At 56.4% G+C, this 19,581-nt stretch carries 16 protein-coding genes and 11 tRNA genes; 20 read left to right on the top strand and 7 right to left on the bottom strand.

Features of this window, described 5'->3' with window-relative positions; translation table 11 throughout:
• Window positions 1-3: 3 nt before the first annotated feature.
• The 4 genes from JYB84_RS11340 to JYB84_RS11325 all read right to left on the bottom strand — a co-directional run bounded on the left by JYB84_RS11340 (window position 4) and on the right by JYB84_RS11325 (window position 3,629).
• Window positions 4-1,404: a TRAP transporter large permease gene (locus tag JYB84_RS11340; protein WP_207320183.1), complete on the bottom strand. Its 1,401-nt coding sequence runs from the start codon at window positions 1,402-1,404 to the stop codon at window positions 4-6.
• Window positions 1,401-2,033, bottom strand: a complete 633-nt coding sequence (locus tag JYB84_RS11335; RefSeq protein ID WP_228289600.1) for a TRAP transporter small permease — start codon at window positions 2,031-2,033, stop codon at window positions 1,401-1,403. The genes JYB84_RS11340 and JYB84_RS11335 overlap by 4 nt, the downstream gene beginning before the upstream one ends.
• Before the next feature lie 98 nt (window positions 2,034-2,131).
• The gene (locus JYB84_RS11330; protein WP_207320182.1) at window positions 2,132-3,154 is read right to left on the bottom strand and encodes a TRAP transporter substrate-binding protein; all 1,023 of its coding nucleotides are present in this window, start codon (window positions 3,152-3,154) and stop codon (window positions 2,132-2,134) included.
• A 247-nt stretch (window positions 3,155-3,401) separates the two neighbouring features.
• Window positions 3,402-3,629: a hypothetical protein gene (locus tag JYB84_RS11325; protein ID WP_207320181.1), complete on the bottom strand. Its 228-nt coding sequence runs from the start codon at window positions 3,627-3,629 to the stop codon at window positions 3,402-3,404.
• 281 nt (window positions 3,630-3,910) lie between these two features.
• On the opposite strand from JYB84_RS11325, the gene gltX reads away from it, so the two are divergent.
• From gltX to JYB84_RS11265, 12 genes are all read left to right on the top strand, one after another.
• Window positions 3,911-5,320 (top strand): glutamate--tRNA ligase, encoded by a 1,410-nt coding sequence (gene gltX / locus JYB84_RS11320; protein ID WP_207320180.1) that lies wholly within the window; start codon window positions 3,911-3,913, stop codon window positions 5,318-5,320.
• A 105-nt stretch (window positions 5,321-5,425) separates the two neighbouring features.
• Window positions 5,426-5,501, top strand: a tRNA-Ala gene (locus JYB84_RS11315).
• An 82-nt stretch (window positions 5,502-5,583) separates the two neighbouring features.
• Window positions 5,584-5,659, top strand: a tRNA-Glu gene (locus JYB84_RS11310).
• A 36-nt stretch (window positions 5,660-5,695) separates the two neighbouring features.
• Window positions 5,696-5,771: transfer RNA gene (locus JYB84_RS11305), tRNA-Ala, on the top strand.
• Window positions 5,772-5,934: 163 nt separating this feature from the next.
• Window positions 5,935-6,010, top strand: a tRNA-Glu gene (locus JYB84_RS11300).
• Window positions 6,011-6,046: 36 nt separating this feature from the next.
• Window positions 6,047-6,122, top strand: a tRNA-Glu gene (locus tag JYB84_RS11295).
• Between the two features lie 36 nt (window positions 6,123-6,158).
• Window positions 6,159-6,234, top strand: a tRNA-Ala gene (locus JYB84_RS11290).
• A gap of 163 nt (window positions 6,235-6,397) precedes the next feature.
• Window positions 6,398-6,473: transfer RNA gene (locus JYB84_RS11285), tRNA-Glu, on the top strand.
• 39 nt (window positions 6,474-6,512) lie between these two features.
• Window positions 6,513-6,588 (top strand) — tRNA-Glu (locus tag JYB84_RS11280).
• Window positions 6,589-6,887: 299 nt separating this feature from the next.
• Window positions 6,888-6,963 (top strand) — tRNA-Glu (locus tag JYB84_RS11275).
• 36 nt (window positions 6,964-6,999) lie between these two features.
• A tRNA-Glu gene (locus tag JYB84_RS11270) sits at window positions 7,000-7,075 on the top strand.
• A 36-nt stretch (window positions 7,076-7,111) separates the two neighbouring features.
• Window positions 7,112-7,187: transfer RNA gene (locus JYB84_RS11265), tRNA-Ala, on the top strand.
• Window positions 7,188-7,434: 247 nt separating this feature from the next.
• Here the strand turns inward: JYB84_RS11265 and JYB84_RS11260 are convergent.
• Window positions 7,435-9,273: an ABC transporter ATP-binding protein gene (locus tag JYB84_RS11260; RefSeq protein WP_207320179.1), complete on the bottom strand. Its 1,839-nt coding sequence runs from the start codon at window positions 9,271-9,273 to the stop codon at window positions 7,435-7,437.
• 170 nt (window positions 9,274-9,443) lie between these two features.
• On the opposite strand from JYB84_RS11260, the gene JYB84_RS11255 reads away from it, so the two are divergent.
• From JYB84_RS11255 to JYB84_RS11220, 8 genes are all read left to right on the top strand, one after another.
• Window positions 9,444-10,886: a DNA-3-methyladenine glycosylase 2 family protein gene (locus JYB84_RS11255; protein WP_207320178.1), complete on the top strand. Its 1,443-nt coding sequence runs from the start codon at window positions 9,444-9,446 to the stop codon at window positions 10,884-10,886.
• A 61-nt stretch (window positions 10,887-10,947) separates the two neighbouring features.
• Window positions 10,948-11,484 carry a methylated-DNA--[protein]-cysteine S-methyltransferase gene (locus JYB84_RS11250; protein ID WP_207320177.1) on the top strand — a complete coding sequence of 179 codons (537 nt, stop codon included), beginning with the start codon at window positions 10,948-10,950 and terminating at the stop codon, window positions 11,482-11,484.
• A 92-nt stretch (window positions 11,485-11,576) separates the two neighbouring features.
• A complete protein-coding gene (locus tag JYB84_RS11245; RefSeq protein WP_207320176.1) occupies window positions 11,577-12,863 on the top strand; it encodes a DEAD/DEAH box helicase in 1,287 nt (428 codons plus the stop codon).
• 34 nt (window positions 12,864-12,897) lie between these two features.
• Complete coding sequence (locus tag JYB84_RS11240; RefSeq protein ID WP_207320175.1) at window positions 12,898-13,368, top strand: phosphatase domain-containing protein; 471 nt, start codon at window positions 12,898-12,900, stop codon at window positions 13,366-13,368.
• 31 nt (window positions 13,369-13,399) lie between these two features.
• Complete coding sequence (locus JYB84_RS11235; RefSeq protein ID WP_207320174.1) at window positions 13,400-14,935, top strand: phospholipase D-like domain-containing protein; 1,536 nt, start codon at window positions 13,400-13,402, stop codon at window positions 14,933-14,935.
• Window positions 14,936-15,010: 75 nt separating this feature from the next.
• Entirely contained in the window at window positions 15,011-15,904 is an 894-nt protein-coding gene (locus JYB84_RS11230) for a chemotaxis protein CheV (RefSeq protein WP_207320173.1), read from the top strand.
• Between the two features lie 118 nt (window positions 15,905-16,022).
• Complete coding sequence (gene sstT / locus JYB84_RS11225) at window positions 16,023-17,240, top strand: serine/threonine transporter SstT (RefSeq protein WP_207320172.1); 1,218 nt, start codon at window positions 16,023-16,025, stop codon at window positions 17,238-17,240.
• 275 nt (window positions 17,241-17,515) lie between these two features.
• A complete protein-coding gene (locus JYB84_RS11220; protein ID WP_207320171.1) occupies window positions 17,516-17,932 on the top strand; it encodes a hypothetical protein in 417 nt (138 codons plus the stop codon).
• Window positions 17,933-18,105: 173 nt separating this feature from the next.
• Here JYB84_RS11220 and JYB84_RS11215 read toward each other — a convergent pair whose 3' ends face one another.
• Window positions 18,106-18,786 (bottom strand): RluA family pseudouridine synthase, encoded by a 681-nt coding sequence (locus tag JYB84_RS11215; RefSeq protein ID WP_207320170.1) that lies wholly within the window; start codon window positions 18,784-18,786, stop codon window positions 18,106-18,108.
• A gap of 67 nt (window positions 18,787-18,853) precedes the next feature.
• On the bottom strand, window positions 18,854-19,447 hold the full coding sequence (locus tag JYB84_RS11210) for an acyl carrier protein phosphodiesterase (protein WP_207320169.1): 594 nt from the start codon (window positions 19,445-19,447) through the stop codon (window positions 18,854-18,856).
• Window positions 19,448-19,581: the final 134 nt, after the last annotated feature.

The raw sequence follows: 19,581 nt of genomic DNA, 5'->3' as shown, positions 1-19,581 counted from the left end.
TACTTACTTATAACCTTGCAGTGCATCAAGGTATTCGGGCAAGAACAGTGAAATTTGCGGCACGTAAGTGATAAGCACCAGGAAGCCCAGCAGTAATAACAACCAGGGCAGGCAGGAATGGATTACCCAGCCTATGCTGCGTCCGGTAATGCCTGCGGTCACGAACAGGTTCAGCCCCACCGGTGGTGTCAGCATGCCTATTTCCATGTTGACCACCATGATGATGCCAAGGTGTATTGGGTCTATCCCCAGCTGGGTGGCAATGGGGAACAGAATCGGGGCCATGATGAGCAAAATGGCGGAAGGTTCCATAAAGTTACCCGCTGCCAGCAACAGCAGGTTGACTATGATGAGGAATCCCCAGGCCGGCAAGCCCCAGCCCACTATGGTTTCGGCAATGACGTGAGGGATACGTTCCGTGGTCAACACGTGGGCAAACAGCATGGCGTTGGCAATGATAAACAGCAGCATGATGCTGACCTTGGCACCATCACGCACCACCTGGCGGATCTCCCTGTCCACCGGCGTTTTGATCAGGGTCAGCAGACTGAACCACACATTTCGGCCACAGGCTTTGAGCAGGTTTTCACCTGGATTACGCCAGGCAATGCCTTTCATCGGCCCAATATCACGGTAGCCATAGACGGCGATTAGGTAGGCGTAAACGCAGGCCACCGCCGCCGCTTCTGTGGGGCTGGCGACACCGCCATAGATGGAGCCCAACACGATGAAAATCAGCGCCAATCCGCCCATGGCCTTGGCACTGGATTTCAGTAATAGCTTCACTCCGGGAAAGGGCCGTGAAGGCAGGTTTTTCCAGCGGGCGACTATGTAGATGGCCAGCATCAACAAAAAGCCCATCAGCAGACCGGGGATTAAACCGGCCATAAACATACGGGCCGCCGAGACTTCGGTGGCGGCGGCATAGACCAGCATCACAATGGACGGCGGGATGAGAATGCCCAGGGTTCCAGAGGTGGTGATAACACCGGCGGCAAATTTTTCAGGGTAACCGGCGCGCACCATACCGACGATAACGATTGAACCAATGGCAGCTACGGTCGCGGGGGAAGAGCCGGATACTGCGGCAAACAGCATACAGGCCATGACAGAGGCCATGGCCAGACCGCCGCGAATATGGCCGACACTGTCCATGGCAAAATCGATGATCCGCCGCGCCACCCCGCCGGTGGACAAAAAGGCGGAGGACAGAATGAAAAAGGGGATGGCCAACAGGGTGTAGTGTTCGGCGGTCGAGGCATAGAGTTTCAGCGCTACCGATGCCAGGGAATCATTGGAAAAGAGCAAAATGGTTAACATGCTCGAGAAGCCCAGCGCAATGGCGATGGGCATGCCCAGCAGCATGCACAGAAACAGGGATAAAAACAGGGTGGCGACTGTCATGGCTGGGCCTCGTTATCTTTCTTATCGGTATCAGCGTCAATCAGGTGCATGCTTTCTTTGGCTTCATCGTGGAAACTGAATCCCACGGATTGATTGCGCAGTATGGCAATGAACAGCTCGATAAAGCGCCAGGTGAGCATGGAAAAACCGAGCAGCAGAATGCTCTGGGAAATCCACAGTGGAACAGCGGGGTCTTCCGGGTCGATTCGAAGTGTGTCCCAGGTAAAATCGGGATCCATTTTGGCAATCAGCCAGTGGGGAAAATCTATGTCTTCCATGGGCACGCCTATCTGGTACATCTGACCCAGATAATCCCAGCTACCCACCAGAAACATGCCGCAATACACCAGGCACACCAGGGCGGCAATTACTGCGGTTATCTTGCGGGGGCCGGGTGACAGGGTGCGCACAAAGGCGTCCACCCCAATGTGGGCCCCGACTTTAACGCCATAGGACATTCCAAATAGTACAAACCAGCCGCAGATGGTCAGCGTCAGCTCTTCAATCCACAGGAAACCGGTATTGAAGAAAAAACGGGCGATAACTTCGCCGAACACCAACAAGGTCATGAGGGTGATCAGCAGGTTCAGAAACCCTTCTTCAAAATAACCCAAAATACGAGATATCACTTTGTATTCCCCAACTTAGCCACAGCCTCCTGGCATTTGGAACCATCCCTGGTGCGCTTGCGCGTGTCCGGCCCCGGGTATGGGGCCGGACGGTTTCGTCATTGCTTGTTGGCTGCCAAAGCGGCCTCAATCATGTCTTTGCCAATCTGATCTTCGAACTTGGCCCACACGGGTTTCATGGCATTGACCCACTGCTGGCGCTGGGCGGGTGTCAGGGTAACCAAGGTGCTGCGACCGGATGCCAGGATAGCCTGCTTGTCTTCTTCATCCTTGGCTGCAGCGATTTCATTGCCGAATGCGATAGCTTCGTCGAGGGACTTTTTAATGACATCGCGCTTGTCTTTTGGCAGGCCTTTCCAGAAGGTATCGCTGGTGACCACCATGTAATCCAGCACACCGTGATTACTTTCGGTGATGTGGCTTTGGACTTCATAAAACTTCTTGGAGTAAGTGTTTGACCAAGTGTTTTCCTGACCGTCGATGGCGCGGGTTTGCAGCAGGGTAAACACTTCGGAGAAGGGTTTCTTCACCGGTATTGCACCTATGGCATCAAACTGGGCGGCAATCACATCGGAGGCCATGATGCGGAATTTTTCGCCTTCAGCGTCCTTTGGCAGGTGCAGTGGGTTGTTGGCAGAAAATTGCTTCATGCCGTTGTGCAGATAACCCAGGCCGACAATGCCTTTACGGTTCATAGAGTTCAGCAGCTTCTGGCCGGCTTCGCTTTGCTGGAAGCGATCAACGGCGGCCATATCGTCGAACAGGAAGGGCAGATCAAAAATTTGCAATTTCTTGGTGTAACGTTCGAACTTGGACAGAGAAGGGGCAACCAACTGCACATCGTTCAAAAGCAGGGCCGCCAGCTCGTTGTTGTCACCAAACAGTTGTGAGTTGGGAAACACACTGACCTTGTACTCGCCGGGAAGACGCTCTTCCACCAGCGACTTGAATTTGAGTGCCATCTGACCCTTGGGGGTGTTTTCTGCCACCACATGGGAAAACTTGATCTCTACCGGCTCCGCCAAAGCACCAAAGCTGGCGCCGAGCAGTGCCGCGAGTGCGGTAACCTTGGTCAGGGCAAAGAGTTTATTGCGAAAGCCTTGTTGATAGCTGTGTTTCATTTTGGTTTCCCTTTTGTTGTCGTGGGTATTGTCCTCGGCGGGACAGCTGTCCTGCCTTGGGGGATCTACTGCCTTGAAATCCCTCGAGGTATGAAACAGTATAGGCAAAAGCCAAGCCAACTCGATTTACAATTGGTTAACTCATTTAACATCAGGGTGTTATGAATATGATCTGGGTCACGAACCTGGCTGGTTTGGGTGAGATATCGCTCACGCCAATGTGGGGTATGGGTGGGTTTCCACCCATTTATTTGGAGGCACCCAGACGGCGCAGTACCGCATCGCTGGGCAGGAGTTCCAGGTGGCCCTGTTCATCAAAGTACCAGCCATCAATAAATCCCTTCTGACGCATGGTGACCAGATTGTGCATGACTTCCCGGGCTTCCCTGAGGGCGGTTTGCTCATCGTAATTGTGTGCCAGTTTAAGATAGGCCGCGATACTGGTAAGCGAAGCTGATTGACTGACGTGTGCCATGGTCGTGTCCTGTGCTGTACCTAAGGCAAAGCATAGTTCAGCGGGGGATGATTTACTAAAAAACGGCGCTGTAGATGCGGGTTTTGCGGTGCCCAATGCGAGGGACCAATATGGCGTCTTGGGGCAGGGCACATCAGACTTTCCCGGGACTGTGCCGGTGGCGGGAAGGGCTGACTGGCGTGGATGGTTTTCCAATCCTTGATTTGGCTGGTAGAATACCGCCACTTTTTATCTGTGTCCGGCTCAAGGGCCGTTTCTTCTATATAGGTTAATGTCCGCTTATGACAATCAAAACCCGCTTTGCTCCCAGCCCAACAGGATTCCTGCATGTGGGCGGTGCCCGTACCGCGCTTTATTCCTGGCTCCACGCCCGCGCCAATCAAGGCGAATTTGTGCTGCGCATTGAAGACACCGATATTGAACGTTCTACCCAGGAAGCCTGTGACGCCATTCTGGAAGGTATGCAGTGGCTGAACCTGAACTGGGATGAAGGCCCTTACTACCAAACCAAGCGCTTTGATCGTTACAACGAGATCATCGCCCAGATGCTGCAAGCAGGCACCGCCTATAAATGTTATTGCTCCCGCGAGCGTATCGAAGCACTGCGTGAAGAGCAGGCCGCCAAGGGCGAACGCCAGAAGTACGATGGCTGCTGTCGCAATGCTGCTCCGCGCACTACCGACGAGCCGTTTGTGGTGCGCTTCAAGAACCCGCAAGAGGGCAGTGTGGTATTTGATGACCACGTGCGTGGTCGTATCGAGATTGCCAACGAAGAGCTGGACGATCTGATCATTTCCCGCAGCGACGGTACCCCCACCTATAACTTCTGTGTGGTGGTGGATGACTGGGATATGCATATTACCCATGTGGTGCGCGGTGAAGACCATATCAACAACACCCCCCGTCAGATCAATATTCTCAAGGCCCTGGGTGCCCCTATCCCTGAGTATGCCCACGTCTCAATGATTTTGGGTGATGATGGCGCCAAGCTGTCCAAGCGTCACGGTGCCGTAAGTGTGATGCAGTACCGGGACGATGGTTTCCTGCCTGAGGCGCTGCTGAACTACCTGGTGCGTCTGGGCTGGTCCCATGGCGATCAGGAGGTGTTCTCCATCGAGGAAATGAAGCAATACTTCAGCCTGGATGATATTAACAAGGCGGCCTCAGCTTTCAACACCGAAAAACTCTTGTGGCTGAACCAGCACTATATCAAGAGCCTGGATCCCGTTTACGTGGCCAGTCACCTTGAGTGGCACATGAAGGACCAGGGTATAGACACAAGTAATGGTCCTGCCTTGGCTGAAGTGGTATCGGCCCTGGCCGAACGCAGCAAGACCCTCAAGGAACTGGCCGCTTCCAGCCGCTACTTCTATGAAGATTTCGAAGAGTTCGATGCCGAGCAAGCCAAGAAACATTTGCGCGGCGTGGCACTGGAACCATTGAAGCTGGTACAGCAGAAATTGGCGGCATTGCCTGAGTGGACCCAGGAAGCAATTCATCAGGCTATTGAGGCCACGGCTACCGAACTGGACGTGGGTATGGGCAAGGTGGGAATGCCTCTGCGTGTGGCCGTCACAGGTGCCGGTCAATCGCCTGCGTTGGATCTCACTTTGTTATTGATTGGAAAGGCCCGTTCTGAGCAAAGAATCTCCAAAGCGGTTGATTTTGTAGCAGATAGAATAAATGCCTAAAAAAGGCGTTGACACATTTGGGTGTGCTGCATAGAATGCGCCTCGCAGTTGAGACAAGGGGCCGCTAACGCTGGCAACGCACTCAAATGCGAGGTGAGATAGCTTGGGGCTATAGCTCAGCTGGGAGAGCGCTTGCATGGCATGCAAGAGGTCGACGGTTCGATCCCGTCTAGCTCCACCAAGTTATCTTTGCCTTGGTCAACCTACCTAGACGGTAGGTTGAATGCTCTTGGAGACCTGAGTTTAATCGGTTTTCGTCCAGGGTCCCCTTCGTCTAGAGGCCTAGGACACCGCCCTTTCACGGCGGTAACAGGGGTTCGAATCCCCTAGGGGATGCCACAAATTCTGAAATGTTTGCCATTCAGCGAAGATTTCGGGGCTATAGCTCAGCTGGGAGAGCGCTTGCATGGCATGCAAGAGGTCGACGGTTCGATCCCGTCTAGCTCCACCAAATACTCTTCACAGAGTTTAACTGTGAGTCCAGGGTCCCCTTCGTCTAGAGGCCTGGGACACCGCCCACTTTCTCTGGTAGAGAGTCGGTGGTAACAGTGGTTTGAATCCCCCCGGGGATGCCACACTCCTTGAAGCCGGAGTCAAAGCAGGTTTCGTCCAGGGTCCCCTTCGTCTAGAGGCCTAGGACACCGCCCTTTCACGGCGGTAACAGGGGTTCGAATCCCCTAGGGGATGCCACACTCTTCTAAGCGAGTCTAAACACTTAGGTCCAGGGTCCCCTTCGTCTAGAGGCCTAGGACACCGCCCTTTCACGGCGGTAACAGGGGTTCGAATCCCCTAGGGGATGCCACAAATTCTGAAATGTTTGCCATTCAGCGAAGATTTCGGGGCTATAGCTCAGCTGGGAGAGCGCTTGCATGGCATGCAAGAGGTCGACGGTTCGATCCCGTCTAGCTCCACCAAATACTCTTCACAGAGTTTAACTGTGAGTCCAGGGTCCCCTTCGTCTAGAGGCCTGGGACAACGCCAACTTTCTCTGGTAGAAAGTCGGCGGTAACAGTGGTTTGAATCCCCCCGGGGATGCCACACTCCTTGAAGCCGGAGTCAAAACAGGTTTCGTCCAGGGTCCCCTTCGTCTAGAGGCCTAGGACACCGCCCTTTCACGGCGGTAACAGGGGTTCGAATCCCCTAGGGGATGCCACACTCCTTGAAGCCGGAGTCAAAACAGGTTTCGTCCAGGGTCCCCTTCGTCTAGAGGCCTAGGACACCGCCCTTTCACGGCGGTAACAGGGGTTCGAATCCCCTAGGGGATGCCACACTCCTTGAAACCGGAGTCAAAATAGGTTTCGTCCAGGGTCCCCTTCGTCTAGAGGCCTGGGACACCGCCCACTTTCTCTGGTAGAGAGTCGGCGGTAACAGTGGTTTGAATCCCCTCGGGGATGCCACACTCCTTTAAGCCGGAGTCAAAACAGGTTTTCGTTCAGGGTCCTCTACGTCTAGAGGCCTGGGACACCGCCCACTTTCTCTGGTAGAGAGTCGGCGGTAACGGTGGTTCGAATCCCCCCCAGGGATGCCACACTCCTTGAAGCCGGAGTCAAAACAGGTTTCGTCCAGGGTCCCCTTCGTCTAGAGGCCTAGGACACCGCCCTTTCACGGCGGTAACAGGGGTTCGAATCCCCTAGGGGATGCCACACTCTTCTAAGCGAGTCTAAACACTTAGGTCCAGGGTCCCCTTCGTCTAGAGGCCTAGGACACCGCCCTTTCACGGCGGTAACAGGGGTTCGAATCCCCTAGGGGATGCCACAAATTCTGAAATGTTTGCCATTCAGCGAAGATTTCGGGGCTATAGCTCAGCTGGGAGAGCGCTTGCATGGCATGCAAGAGGTCGACGGTTCGATCCCGTCTAGCTCCACCAAATACTGCTCAGGCAGAAAAAGCCACCTTAGGGTGGCTTTCTTGTTTTCAATGTTTTCTTTCCCAATCAGCTAATTAAATCAAGCCAAAAAAAGTTCTGCCATAGCTCATCGGCCAGCTATCTTCGAGCCCGGGAACTGGTGCGTTTATGGTGTTGAATGACGTGGCTTACAAAGCCATGTGTCTTTGTCTTGGTAGCGGAAAAACAAAGAGGCTGCCGGCGAACCGGCAAGCCGCTGTTATCGCGATCATTCTACGCCGAGGAAGCCACCAGTCTGATGTGCCCAAAGCTGGGCATAGATACCGCCGCTTTTCACCAGTTGCTGGTGGCTGCCCTGTTCAACAATTCTGCCTTCATCGAGCACTATCAGGCGATCCATGGCCGCTATGGTCGACAGGCGGTGGGCAATGGCTATCACAGTCTTGCCTTCCATCAGTTGATACAGACTTTCCTGGATGGCCGCTTCCACTTCGGAATCCAGTGCCGAGGTGGCCTCGTCCAGGATCAATATCGGCGCATCCTTGAGCAGCACCCTGGCGATGGCAATACGTTGCCTTTGGCCGCCCGAGAGTTTGACCCCGCGCTCTCCCACCTTGGCGTCCAGTCCCTGATGACCATCGGGATCGGACAACTCGGCAATAAAGTCTGCTGCCTGGGCCTTGCGGATCGCCTGCAGCAATTCTTCTTCAGTGGCATCGGGACGACCATAAAGAATGTTCTCCCGAATGGAACGATGCAGCAACGAGGTATCCTGGGTCACCATGCCTATGTGGGCCCGCAGTGAATCCTGATTGACCTGGGTGATATTTTGGCCATCGATGCAGATGTCACCGCGCTCCACATCGTGGAAGCGCATCAGCAGATTCACCAGGGTTGACTTGCCGGCGCCGGAGCGGCCCACCAAGCCGACCTTTTCGCCGGCGGCGATGGATAAATCCAGTCCCTCTATGACGCCGTGTGATTCGCCATAGTGAAAGCTGACATTACGTATGTCTATCTGGCCGTGATTGACGGTCAGCGGCGGTGCATCCGGCGCATCTTGGATCTGGGTTGGCTTCGACAGGGTATTCATGCCATCGGCCACTGTGCCTATATTTTCAAACAGCGAGCTGACTTCCCACATGATCCACTGGGACATGCCGTTGAGTCGCAGCGCCAAGCTGACGGCAATGGCGATGGCGCCTATGGTGATGGCACTCTCGCTCCACAGCCAAATGGACATGGCGGCGACGCAAAAAACCAGCAGGTAGTTTAGGATCTGCACGCTGACGTTGATGCCGGTCACCAGGCGCATCTGCCGGTACACAGTCTGCAAAAAGCCCTCCATGGAGGATTGGGCATAATCTGCTTCTCTCTGGGTATGGGCGAACAGTTTAACCGTGGTGATATTGGTGTAGCTGTCGACAATGCGGCCTGTCATGGTGGAGCGGGCGTCGGCCTGCTCAGTGGCAACACGCTTGAGTCTGGGAACGAAATACCATTGCAGACCGATATAGCAGCATAGCCACAGCAACATGGGCAGCACCAGGCGCAGATCGGCCTTGGCTATCATCACCACCATGGTGGAGAAATACACCAGTATGTAGACCAGCACGTCCAGCAGTTTCATGACGGTTTCCCGTACGGCGAGCGCCGTCTGCATGACTTTGGTGGCAATGCGACCAGCAAAATCATTGTGATAGAAAGATACGCTCTGGCGCAGTAAATATCTGTGGGCGAGCCAACGTATGGCCATGGGGTAGTTGCCGAGCAGGCTCTGATAGACAATTAACGCATGCAGTAATACCAGTACTGGAATGGCGACCAGCAGCAACAGCGTCATCCACAGCAGGGTACTGCCTTCCTCGGCGAACAGGGTGCTGGGATCCTTGTCCACCAGCCAATCCACCAGCTGCCCCATAAAACCAAACAGCGACACTTCCAGCATGGCCAGCATGGCGGTGAGCACCGACATGATAATTAACTGCAGCTCAAAGCCGCGGGTGTAATGGCGGCAAAAGGCATAAAGGCCGCGGGGCGGCTGCGTGGCCTCGTCGGCCGGCAGCGGATTGGTCCAGCGCTCGAAGCGGGAAAAAAGTTTATCCATTTTATGTTCTTCATTATCCAACCAGTGCTTAGCATATCCGCTTTTCAATCCGGATGCCTCATGTGCACCTGTGCTTTCGGTTCGGTTCCGATTATCGCTGGTGGGGGCCAGCGGTTTTGGTTACTCTGGTTACAGAAATCCAAGCCAGACCGCCATTGAGGCTGATTGCCATGTCCAACTTACCTACGCCCCAGGCTTGCCGCGAAGCCAGACTCAGTCGCGATGCCCGCTTTGACGGCCTGTTCTTTGTCGGGGTGCTGACAACGGGCATTTATTGCCGCCCCGTGTGTCCGGCCGTAGCCCCCAAGGAAGAAAACGTGCGTTATTTTGCCAGTGCCCAGGCCGCGGCCCATGCGGGGCTGCGTCCTTGCCTGAGGTGCCGTCCCGAGTCGGCTCCGGGCTCCTTTGCCTGGAAGGGCACGGGCACCACGCTGGAGCGGGCGCTGAAGTTGATTGACCAGGGGCTGCTCAATGACAGCGGCGACAACCAGGCCATGGAACATCTGGCTGAGCGGCTTGGGATCAGCAGTCGCTATTTACGGCGCCTGTTTCAGGAGCAACTGGGGCTGTCGCCAAAGCAATACGCGGATTACCAACGGCTGCTGTTTGCCAAGCAGCTGTTGCATCAAACGGACATGAAAATCACAGACGTGGCCATGGCCGCCGGTTTTGGCAGTCTGCGGCGCTTTAACGAAGTATTCCGTGACACCCTGCAACTGACACCGAGTCAGCTGAGGCAGAAACGCAGTGTGCAGGCACAGACCTGCCTCTTGCTCAACTACCGCCCGCCCTATGATGCGCAGGCCATGCTGGCATTTTTCCGGCTGCGGGCGGTCGATGGCATGGAGTGGTTCACCAGTCAGGAAGGCGAACCCTGTTACGGGCGAACCCTGAGACTCAACGGCCTGTTGGCTTGGTTTGAGGCCTGCCATGAGCCCGAGCAGCACAGATTCAGGGTACGTATCGGCCTTGCCGATGGCAGCGATATGAGTCAGCTGCGCCCCTTTGTCATGGCCATTCGCCGTATCCTGGATCTCGACGCCGATATGGACAGCGTCGCCCGTTGCCTGCCGCTTGGGCTGGTCACCGAAGGCAAGGCGCTGCCGCGTCTGCCGGGGGCCGGCAGCATGTTTGAGGCGGCCTGCCGCGCCATATTGGGGCAACAGGTCAGTGTCAAACAGGCCACCCAATTGCTGGGCAAGCTGGTTCGGGAATGCGGCGAGAGGTGTACCGTGGCCGGGCGTGAACTGTGGTTTTTCCCGGCAGCCGGCGCCCTGGCGCAAGCCACCCTGGATGAGCTGCGGATGCCCGGCAGTCGCAAGGAGGCGCTGCGGGCCCTGGGGGCCAAGTTGGACGCGGAACCCGATATGGGCGCCGATGCCATGCTGGCCATCAAGGGCATAGGCCCCTGGACCGTCAATTACGCCAGAATGCGCGGCGAGGGCGATCCCAATGTGTTGCTGGTGGGCGATCTTGTGGTGCGTAAACGCCTGCAGGCCGTGTCGCATCGCCAGGGGGAGGCCATAGACACGGATGCCCTGGCCAAACAGGTGGCCCCCTGGGGCAGCTACCTGACGTTGGCGCTGTGGGCCATGGAAGACTCGCCGTCATGAGCATGAATATGAGCATGGGCATGAGCAGGCATTTAATTTGGAAGAATGTAGGAGACGTGCAATGAAACCACTCAGCAGCAACCGCATTTGCTGGCAGGCCGCGGCCGAGGTGCTGGCCACCGCCGAGTATCAGTCTCCCGTGGGGTGGCTGTATTTGGCGGCAGGTGCCGCAGGATTAACCCATTTGACGGCGGCCCCCTTGACCGGGATTGCGTTGGGGCAGGGGGACGAAGCGGCCCTGGCAAGTGCCAAAGGACACCTTGCTGAGGCGAAAGTGCAACTCGATGAGTATTTTGCCGGCCAGCGCCTTGGCTTTGAGTTGATGCTGGCTCCCAAGGGCACCGCCTTTCAGCGCCGGGTCTGGCAAGCCTTGGTGGCCATAGCCCCCGGCGCCACCTGCAGTTACAGCGAACTGGCCGATGAGATAGGCAATCCCAAGGCGGTGCGGGCCGTGGGCAGCGCCAACGGCGCCAATCCGATAGCCATTATCGTGCCCTGCCACAGGGTGTTAGGCAAAAGCGGCAAGCTGGTGGGCTATGCCTGGGGTCTGACGATGAAGCAGGCGCTGCTGGATCTGGAAACTCCGGCAGCTGGATAAAAGGGCCTGGCTGGTTCGCGTTGCTGAATTTACGGGCCTTTGGGGCCCGTTTCTTTTAGAATACCCGGTCATTTGAATTTAACGGTGTTGCCATGATTGAAGTTTCAGCCCCGGACGCGGGTTTTGCTGCCTTAACCTTATCTGCTGCCCTGCAGGAAAGGCTTGTCGCCTTGGGATTCAAGACCCCAACGGCGGTGCAATGGCAGGCCATCCCCAAGCTGGCGGCAGGTGAAGACCTGCTGGCGGTCGCAGACACGGGCCAGGGCAAGACTGCCGCCTTCGCCTTGCCGCTGCTGGATCTGCTGGCCAAGGGCGCCCGTCGCCGCGGCCAGGGTAATCAGGTACGTCTGTTGGTGTTGGTGCCGACCCGGGAATTGGCGCAGCAGGTTGCCAGCGCGTTCGAAAGTTTCTGCGAAACCGCCAAGGGCCACAGCGCCAAAATCCTTGCCGTCTATGGTGGTGTCTCGGTCAACAGCCAGATGCTGGCACTGCGTGGCGGCGCCGATGTGCTGGTGGCGACGCCTGGACGTTTGCTGGATTTGCACGGCAGCAATGCCGTGCGCTTCGATGCCCTGGAAGCCCTAGTGCTGGATGAGGCAGATCGCATGTTGAGCCTGGGCTTTGCCGAGGAGCTGGCGTCCATCCGTGAACTCCTGCCCGTCAAACGCCAGACGGCGCTGTTTTCCGCCACTTTCGGTGAGGAGCTGCAATCCCTGTTGCCCCAGTGGCTGAAACCGGGATTTCAGGAGCTGCAACTGAGCCAACCCAAGGCCTCCACCCTGGTGCAGCGGGTGATCACAGTCAACAAGGAAAACAAGGCGGCGCTGCTGGCGTCCCTTATCAAACAATACGACTGGCGCCAGGTGCTGGTGTTTGCCAGTGCCAAGAGCAGCTGTCAGCACCTGTGTACCAAGCTCGCCAAGGCCGGCATAGAGGCCCAGGTCTTTCACGGTGACAAGAGCCAGGGCAGTCGTGATCGTACCCTGGAGGATTTTCGCAGCGGCCATACCCGGGTGCTGATCGCCACCGATCTCGCCGGTCGCGGTATCGATATAGATGACCTGCCTGTTGTCATCAATTTTGAGCTGCCCCGCAGTCCGGCGGACTATATGCACCGCATCGGCCGCAGCGGCCGGGCAGGGCGCGAGGGACTGGCGCTGTCGCTGATTTGCCACGGGGAGTATCACCACTTCCGGGTGATAGAAAAGAAACACAAGCTGAGGCTTGAGCGGGAGCAGATCCCGGGCTTTGAGGCCAGCGCCGATGCGCCAGAGGGAGTCGATATCGCCAAACCCCAAGCCAAACCCGAAGGCACCGGCAAGAAAAAGCGTAAAAACTTGCCCCCGGTCAATGCCGGGATCTGGCGCAAACCCTCATAGTGTGAGTGTCTGGCTTGTTTGAGGAGTGCCGCTGATGCAACAGGTATTCTGGTTGATTGAAGGTGTGTTGGCCGGTCGCAGTGGTCCCAACAAGGATGCTTGGGATCCCCGTGCCCTGAGGGCGTCCGGCATAGGTGCCGTGCTGTCGGTCAATGGTGGGGAAGGTTGCGATCCAAAGGTGCTGGCGGAGGCCGGTCTGGACTATGCCTGCTTCCCATTTTCCACCAATGTGCCGCCCTTGCCGGGCGATGACGCGCTGTGTGCCGAACAGGCCGAAAAGGCGCTCGCTTGGCTGCTGGAGCATGAAGCGCGCGGTGTACCTGTGCTGGTGCATTGTCGCAACGGCCGGGACAGAACCGGGATCCTGATGGCCTGTTATCTGATGCACAAGGGCGCAGCCCCTGTGCATGCCGTCAGTCAGGTGCGCAGTATCCGCGAGACGGCCTTCAGTTCCGAGGGTTGGGATCAATTGGTTTACGACGTGCTCTACCGGATGCAAAATTAACCAAGGTCAGTAACAGGGCAGGAGAGCAGCGATGGTTCGCCGGGGCAGCAAACGCTTGGCACGACTGCGCAATCGACTGCTGACGCTGCTCGGGTATGTGCCCTTGCGGGATCTGGCCAAGGCGCGAAGTGCCCGTGAGGCGCAGACTGTCGAATCACCGGTAATGGCCGGGCCCGAAACTTCCCCCCTGGATTTAACCTTACTCGGCGCCTCTCGACCGGATCAATGCGGCGCACTACCGCTGTACGATGGTGTCGATGCCATGGTGGCCCGCCTGGCGCTGATCCGCAGCGCCAAACATTGTATCGATGTGCAATATTATCTGTTCCGCCACGATGAGGTGGGTAAATTGCTCATCTGGCAACTGCTTGAAGCTGCCGATCGCGGCGTCAGGATCCGTTTGTTGCTCGATGACACCACGGGTATGCGTCAGGATGCCGAGCTGCGCGCCTTGTCCAGTCACCCTCAAATCAGCGTCAGATTGTTCAATCCCGCCCGCCTGCGCCGTTGGCGCTCGCTGTCTTTATTGTCTGATTTCGCCCGCCTCAACCACAGAATGCACAATAAATCGCTGACGGTGGATGGCCTGTTGGCCATAGTCGGTGGCCGTAACATAGGTCGGGAATACTTTGGCGCCGATACCGAACTGGAGTTTGGCGATCTTGATTGCCTGTTGACCGGGCCCGTGGTGCAGCAAGTGTCTACCCAATTCAATGCCTTCTGGGATGGACCCGATACCTTTGGTATAGAGACCATCAGGCCCGAAGATGATTTGGGATTGGCCGCTTTGCAGGACGACATCGAGCGGGCGCGGCCAAGGCTGGACCATTCCCCCTATCTGGAACGCTTGGCAAGCAGCAGTCTGTTACATGCCCTCTCAAATAGAGATTTGGGCTGGTATTGGGGCCCGGCAAGTGTACTCAGTGACCCGGCACACAAGGCAAGGCAGGACAGTCAAAGGGATTGGCTGATAATGGCCCTGGCGCAGCGTATGCGGATGGTCAAAAAGCAACTTGTCATTATTTCTCCCTATTTTGTGCCTTCCCGCGCCGGTCTGGAATTATTGACCTCTCTGCGAAACCGGGGCGTGGCCATCAGGGTGATCACCAACAGCCTGGCGGCAACCGACGTGCCCCTGGTGCATGGCAAGTACCGAGGTTACCGGCGGGCGTTGCTGCAGGCCGGTGTCGAGATTTATGAGCTTAAAAGTCAGGTGCGGCGCCGTCGCCGTGTCTGGCGGGGCTCCCGTGCCAGTCTGCATGCCAAGAGCTTTGTGTTTGATGATGCAGGCTTGTTCGTCGGTTCATTCAATTTCGATCCCCGTTCAGCCTGGCTCAACACAGAAATGGGCGTGATGCTGGAAACCCCGGCCTTGGTGGCTAATCTGGATCAGGTACTGTCAGGGATACTCGCCAGGCAGGCTTATCAGCTGATTTGGGATGCTGAGGGCATGGGCTGGCGGGATCCACAAACCGCTAGGGTGTGGCGCCGGGAGCCCGAGGCCGGTGTCTGGCGCCGCCTGCTGGTGACTTTGCTGGCCTGGTTGCCCATCGAAAAACTTTTATAATTGGGTGCTTTGCCCCCTTTCTGCCGGGCCATAAACTGTTAGGATAGAGATTGAGGTTTCATCAAGGTTAACTGAATGAAAAGCAAGGCTAATCAATCGCAAGGACTATTGCTCTTCCATTTGAGCAAGACCCAGCTGTTCGCCATTGGCACCCTGAAGATCCGCGAACTTGTACCCTACAGCCAGCTGAACGCTTTGCCCCAGTCCCATCCTGCCGTGATGGGAACGGCGACGGTAAGGGGCCAAACCATCGCCGTGGTGGACATGGCTGCGGCAGTGGGTTATCCCCCGGTCACAGAGGATGAGCGCGCCAGTTGCTACATCATCATCACCGACTGTCAGCGGATGCTGATAGGTTTTCTGGTGCGGGGCATAGACAAGATCATCGAATGCAACTGGCGTGACATAGAATCGCCACCGGATAACCTCGGCAAACAGGCCTTTCTGACCGGGGTGACCCGCTATCAGGACCGCCTGGTGCAGTTACTGGATGTGGAACTGCTGTTGTCCAAGGTGTTCCCCATTCGGGACGACAAGCGCATCGCCATTTTGACCGATGTGCAGCGGGAACAGATAAAGCCGCTCAACATACTGCTGGTGGACGATTCCAAGGTGGCCCGCAAGCAACTCAGCGACGCACTGGATGCGATCAACATTCCCTATCAGGTTGCCAGTAACGGCAAGGACGCACTGGCCATCATGGAGCAAAATGCCCGGGATCACAGGCCGGTGCAACTCTTGGTCAGTGACATTGAAATGCCCGGCCTGGATGGCTATGAACTGGCCTTTGAGGTTAAGGATAATCCCGCTTTGTCAAAGGCTTATATTATTCTTCATACCTCGCTTTCCAGCGAGATCAGCGTCAGTCAGGCCCATCAGGTGGGGGCCGATGAGGCGCTCACCAAATTTGACGCCCAGGAGCTTATCGCTGCCATGTTGCGTGGTGCACACAAGGTCAGCGGTAATTGATCCTCTGGACAAGGCGTTCGAGTCCCTGTAAAACCGCCATGGGACCAAGTCTTGCGCGACCCGCCCGGGAGGCGGGCGTGACCATTATAATAACTGCATAAAAGCTACGGGTTAAAACATGGATAATAACAACTCTTTGCTGGCCAGACTCGCCAGCGGCAGCCTGGTGCTGCAAATTCTTGTGGGGATCATCATTGGTGTCGCCCTGGCCAGTATCAGCCCTGAGTGGGCCCATCAGCTGGCATTTCTGGGCGATCTTTTTGTTGGCGCGCTCAAGGCCATAGCCCCTGTGCTGGTATTTGTGCTGGTGGCTTCCTCCATCGCCAATCAGAATCACCACAGCCACACCCATATGCGTCCCATTCTGGTGTTGTACCTGGTGGGGACCTTCGCCGCGGCCCTAACCGCCGTGTCACTGAGCTTTCTGTTTCCCACCACTCTGGTATTGCAGGATGCGGCCGCAGGTGCCACTCCGCCCCAGGGCATAGGCCAGGTGTTGCATACCCTGCTGTTTAAGGTGGTGGATAACCCGATCAATGCCCTGATGACGGGCAACTACATAGGGATCCTTGCCTGGGGCGCGGGTCTGGGATTGGCACTGCACAAGGCAAGCACAACCACCAAGACTGTGTTGTCAGATGTCAGCCACGGTGTTTCGCAAATGGTGCGGGTGGTGATCCGTCTGGCGCCGCTGGGGATCTTTGGTCTGGTGACCGAGACCATAGCCCAGACAGGTTTTGCCGCTATCGGTGGATATCTGCGCTTGTTGGCGGTATTGCTCGGCGCCATGCTGATAATTGCTCTGTTGGTGAACCCGCTGATTGTGTTCCTCAAGATCCGCCGCAATCCTTATCCACTGGTGCTGACCTGCCTGCGCGAGAGTGGTGTGACGGCCTTCTTTACCCGCTCATCGGCCGCCAACATCCCGGTCAACATGGCCCTGTGTGAGCGTTTGAAGTTGCATGAGGACACCTATTCAGTGTCCATTCCTCTGGGCGCCACCATCAACATGGCCGGGGCGGCCATCACCATCACAGTGCTGACACTGGCGGCGGTGAATACCCTGGGGATCCAGGTCGACCTGCCCACTGCGCTGTTGCTCAGCGTCATCGCCTCTGTGTCTGCCTGTGGTGCCTCTGGCGTGGCGGGCGGTTCGCTGCTGCTGATCCCGCTGGCCTGCAGCCTGTTCAATATTCCCAATGATGTGGCCATGCAGGTTGTCGCCGTGGGCTTCACCATAGGCGTTATCCAGGATTCGGCCGAGACAGCGTTGAACAGTTCCACCGATGTGCTCTTTACCGCTGCCGCCTGTGAGGCTGCCGAGCAGCGAGGCTGATAGCAGAAACGTCCCTCAGTAAATGGCAGCCCGGGCTGCCATTTTTATTGCCCCTTTTCCAAAATGCGCCGTCCGTCGGCTTTTACCAACCCCCTTTGCATGTTCCAGCAGAAAAAGTGAATTTGATCGCGTTTTTGTCCGCAAATTAGGCTACACTTTCCGCCGTAGGTAAGGGGCATGGCGAACCGAGTGGCCAACCGGGTGTTTTGTCCTTGCATGTTACTGTTTTGTAACCCGTGATTAACACTTGGGGTATTTTTGGAGTGATGACGCCAATGGCTTCCATGCTTAACGCTTCCTCATATTCTGGATTGAATGAGACGGCATTCGAACTGCATAGGAATGCAAATGTATCCGCGATAGAAAAACGCAAACGCCTGCATTGGCGGGAGGCAACAATGAGCGCACGAGAAATTGTGGGATCCTGGTTGGATGAAAGGCCCGAATTGGGGGACAGGATCACCCTGTACCGCGAGGGTGAGCGTTACCTGCTGGAAACCTGGTTTAACGATGGTTGTCACAGCCTGGATGACATGCTGGCGACTGAAACCGAGTCGGGACTCAAACTGGAAGACAAGGGTGGCAACTTCTTCGGTGAGTACTTCATCGTGGTCGAAGCTGGACTGCAGTTTTGCAACTTCAAAGGCTGCTATTACACAGCACCGGTGGCACCGGCTGTGATGGTGGCCTGAAAATCGGGCGACATACGCAATTAAGCCGACAGCATTTGACTGTTCGGTTCCAGGTATCCAAAGAGATGCCGCTGATAAAGAAATAGAAAAATTCGGGCGCCAAAAACGGCGTGGCAAAAGATGTGACTAAAAAGCCAAGGTGCACTGTGCCTTGGCTTTTTAATTTTCCAGCGTTAGCTTCCGCTGAAGGGATGGCGGCTGACAAACTGCAAGGGCTTGCCGTTGTAAGGATGGCTGAGGCTCAGGCTCTGGGCGTGCAGACAAAGGCGTGGGCGTGCCAATTCAACCGTGGTATCGGCGAAAGGCGTGTCCTGGCCGTAAAAGTCATCACCCAGTATGGGATGGCCCAGGGCCAGCATGTGTACCCGCAGCTGGTGGGTGCGTCCGGTTAACGGCATCAGCTGCAGCAGGGTCGAATCCTGGCGTCGCTCCAGTACCTTGAACCGGGTCAGGGCACTCTTCCCCTCAATGTCCACTTGCTGCCAGGGCGGGTTCAATTTATCCGCCCCCAGTGGTAAATCGATTTCGCCCTCATCCGGCACCACAATACCGGCCACTTCGGCGATGTACAGCTTCTCTGTGTGCCTGTCCTGAAACTGGGTCTTGAGATTGGACTCGGCCTTTTTGTTACGGGCAAACACCATTATCCCCGACGTGGCGCAGTCGAGCCTGTGTACCAGCAAGGTGTCGGGATAGAGCCGTTGCAGCCGGGTCAGGGCGCAGTCGTGGGTTTCCGGAGCGCGCCCCGGATTGGACAATAGCCCCGAGGGTTTGCTTATCACAATCAGGTCGCGATCGCGGTATCGAATGTCGAGCCAGGGCAGGGCCGGTGGCTGGTAGTGGAAAATTTGCATCTGGAACTCCTTTGGCGCGGCATTCTACCTTAAAGTCGGACCCTTGTGAGCCCGCTTCGGTCCGCCATCAAAGAAATTCGGCCGGTGTGGTACGTGCCAGGCGCCGACTGTAGGCCATCAGTTGGGGATAGAGGGTGCGAAAGGCAATCTCGATTTCCACATCCATTTTTTCCACCACTTTTTCGGCATTGTCCAGCAGCTCGGGGCGACTGAGGCGTTTACGCACGCCACTGATGGCCTGGTTCAAGCCCTGACGACCGGCATAGGCCATCAGCCAGTCTTCCTGCTCCATGCGTGGTAACACTGCCCGCAGTGATTCGGGTAAATCGGCGCTGGCCTTGAGACTGGCGTAGGCACGCTGACTGAACTCGGCCAGTGGCTGATGATGGTATTCATCCCAGTAGCGGGCCAGCATGTGATCAAATGCCAAATCCATCAGAATGCCGGCGCCGCGGGTGAGGCCTTTTGGAAACTTGGCCAGTAATTCCCGGCTCAGTTCATGCTCGTCGGTAATTTTGTCTATCTGGCGGTGTAGCCAGATCCCCTGGCGCAGTGATTGCGGATGACCGGCGATGGCACCTTTGGAAAAGTCCCCGGCAAGGTTGGCTGCAAGGCTGGTATTGCTGATGTCTGCAAGATGCAAGTGAGCGAGAAAGTTCATAATTTACACTTGGTGAATATCCGGGTTTCACGGTATCATGCGCGCCGGTACGAAGGAACCCCCGCAATGCGGCAAGGGAACCTTGAGGATGTCGTGCCAGGATAGCAATTGAGTAATCCATCATGAAACGGTTT

The organism is Shewanella cyperi (genome assembly GCF_017354985.1).
Classification (GTDB): Bacteria; Pseudomonadota; Gammaproteobacteria; order Enterobacterales; family Shewanellaceae; genus Shewanella; species Shewanella cyperi.
The sequence above is the reverse complement of the archived record's forward strand: the minus strand, read 5'-3'. Positions and strand labels throughout refer to the sequence as shown.

Bases quoted from the DNA above. Each gene is read 5' to 3' on its own strand.
- JYB84_RS11340 (WP_207320183.1), bottom strand. From the start codon at position 1,404: ATGACAGTCGCCACCCTGTTTTTATCCCTGTTTCTGTGCATGCTGCTG.
- JYB84_RS11330 (WP_207320182.1), bottom strand. From the start codon at position 3,154: ATGAAACACAGCTATCAACAAGGCTTTCGCAATAAACTCTTTGCCCTG.
- JYB84_RS11325 (WP_207320181.1), bottom strand. From the start codon at position 3,629: ATGGCACACGTCAGTCAATCAGCTTCGCTTACCAGTATCGCGGCCTAT.
- gltX (WP_207320180.1), top strand. From the start codon at position 3,911: ATGACAATCAAAACCCGCTTTGCTCCCAGCCCAACAGGATTCCTGCAT.
- JYB84_RS11260 (WP_207320179.1), bottom strand. From the start codon at position 9,273: ATGGATAAACTTTTTTCCCGCTTCGAGCGCTGGACCAATCCGCTGCCG.
- JYB84_RS11255 (WP_207320178.1), top strand. From the start codon at position 9,444: ATGTCCAACTTACCTACGCCCCAGGCTTGCCGCGAAGCCAGACTCAGT.
- JYB84_RS11250 (WP_207320177.1), top strand. From the start codon at position 10,948: ATGAAACCACTCAGCAGCAACCGCATTTGCTGGCAGGCCGCGGCCGAG.
- JYB84_RS11245 (WP_207320176.1), top strand. From the start codon at position 11,577: ATGATTGAAGTTTCAGCCCCGGACGCGGGTTTTGCTGCCTTAACCTTA.
- JYB84_RS11240 (WP_207320175.1), top strand. From the start codon at position 12,898: ATGCAACAGGTATTCTGGTTGATTGAAGGTGTGTTGGCCGGTCGCAGT.
- JYB84_RS11235 (WP_207320174.1), top strand. From the start codon at position 13,400: ATGGTTCGCCGGGGCAGCAAACGCTTGGCACGACTGCGCAATCGACTG.
- JYB84_RS11230 (WP_207320173.1), top strand. From the start codon at position 15,011: ATGAAAAGCAAGGCTAATCAATCGCAAGGACTATTGCTCTTCCATTTG.
- sstT (WP_207320172.1), top strand. From the start codon at position 16,023: ATGGATAATAACAACTCTTTGCTGGCCAGACTCGCCAGCGGCAGCCTG.
- JYB84_RS11220 (WP_207320171.1), top strand. From the start codon at position 17,516: ATGGCTTCCATGCTTAACGCTTCCTCATATTCTGGATTGAATGAGACG.
- JYB84_RS11215 (WP_207320170.1), bottom strand. From the start codon at position 18,786: ATGCAAATTTTCCACTACCAGCCACCGGCCCTGCCCTGGCTCGACATT.
- JYB84_RS11210 (WP_207320169.1), bottom strand. From the start codon at position 19,447: ATGAACTTTCTCGCTCACTTGCATCTTGCAGACATCAGCAATACCAGC.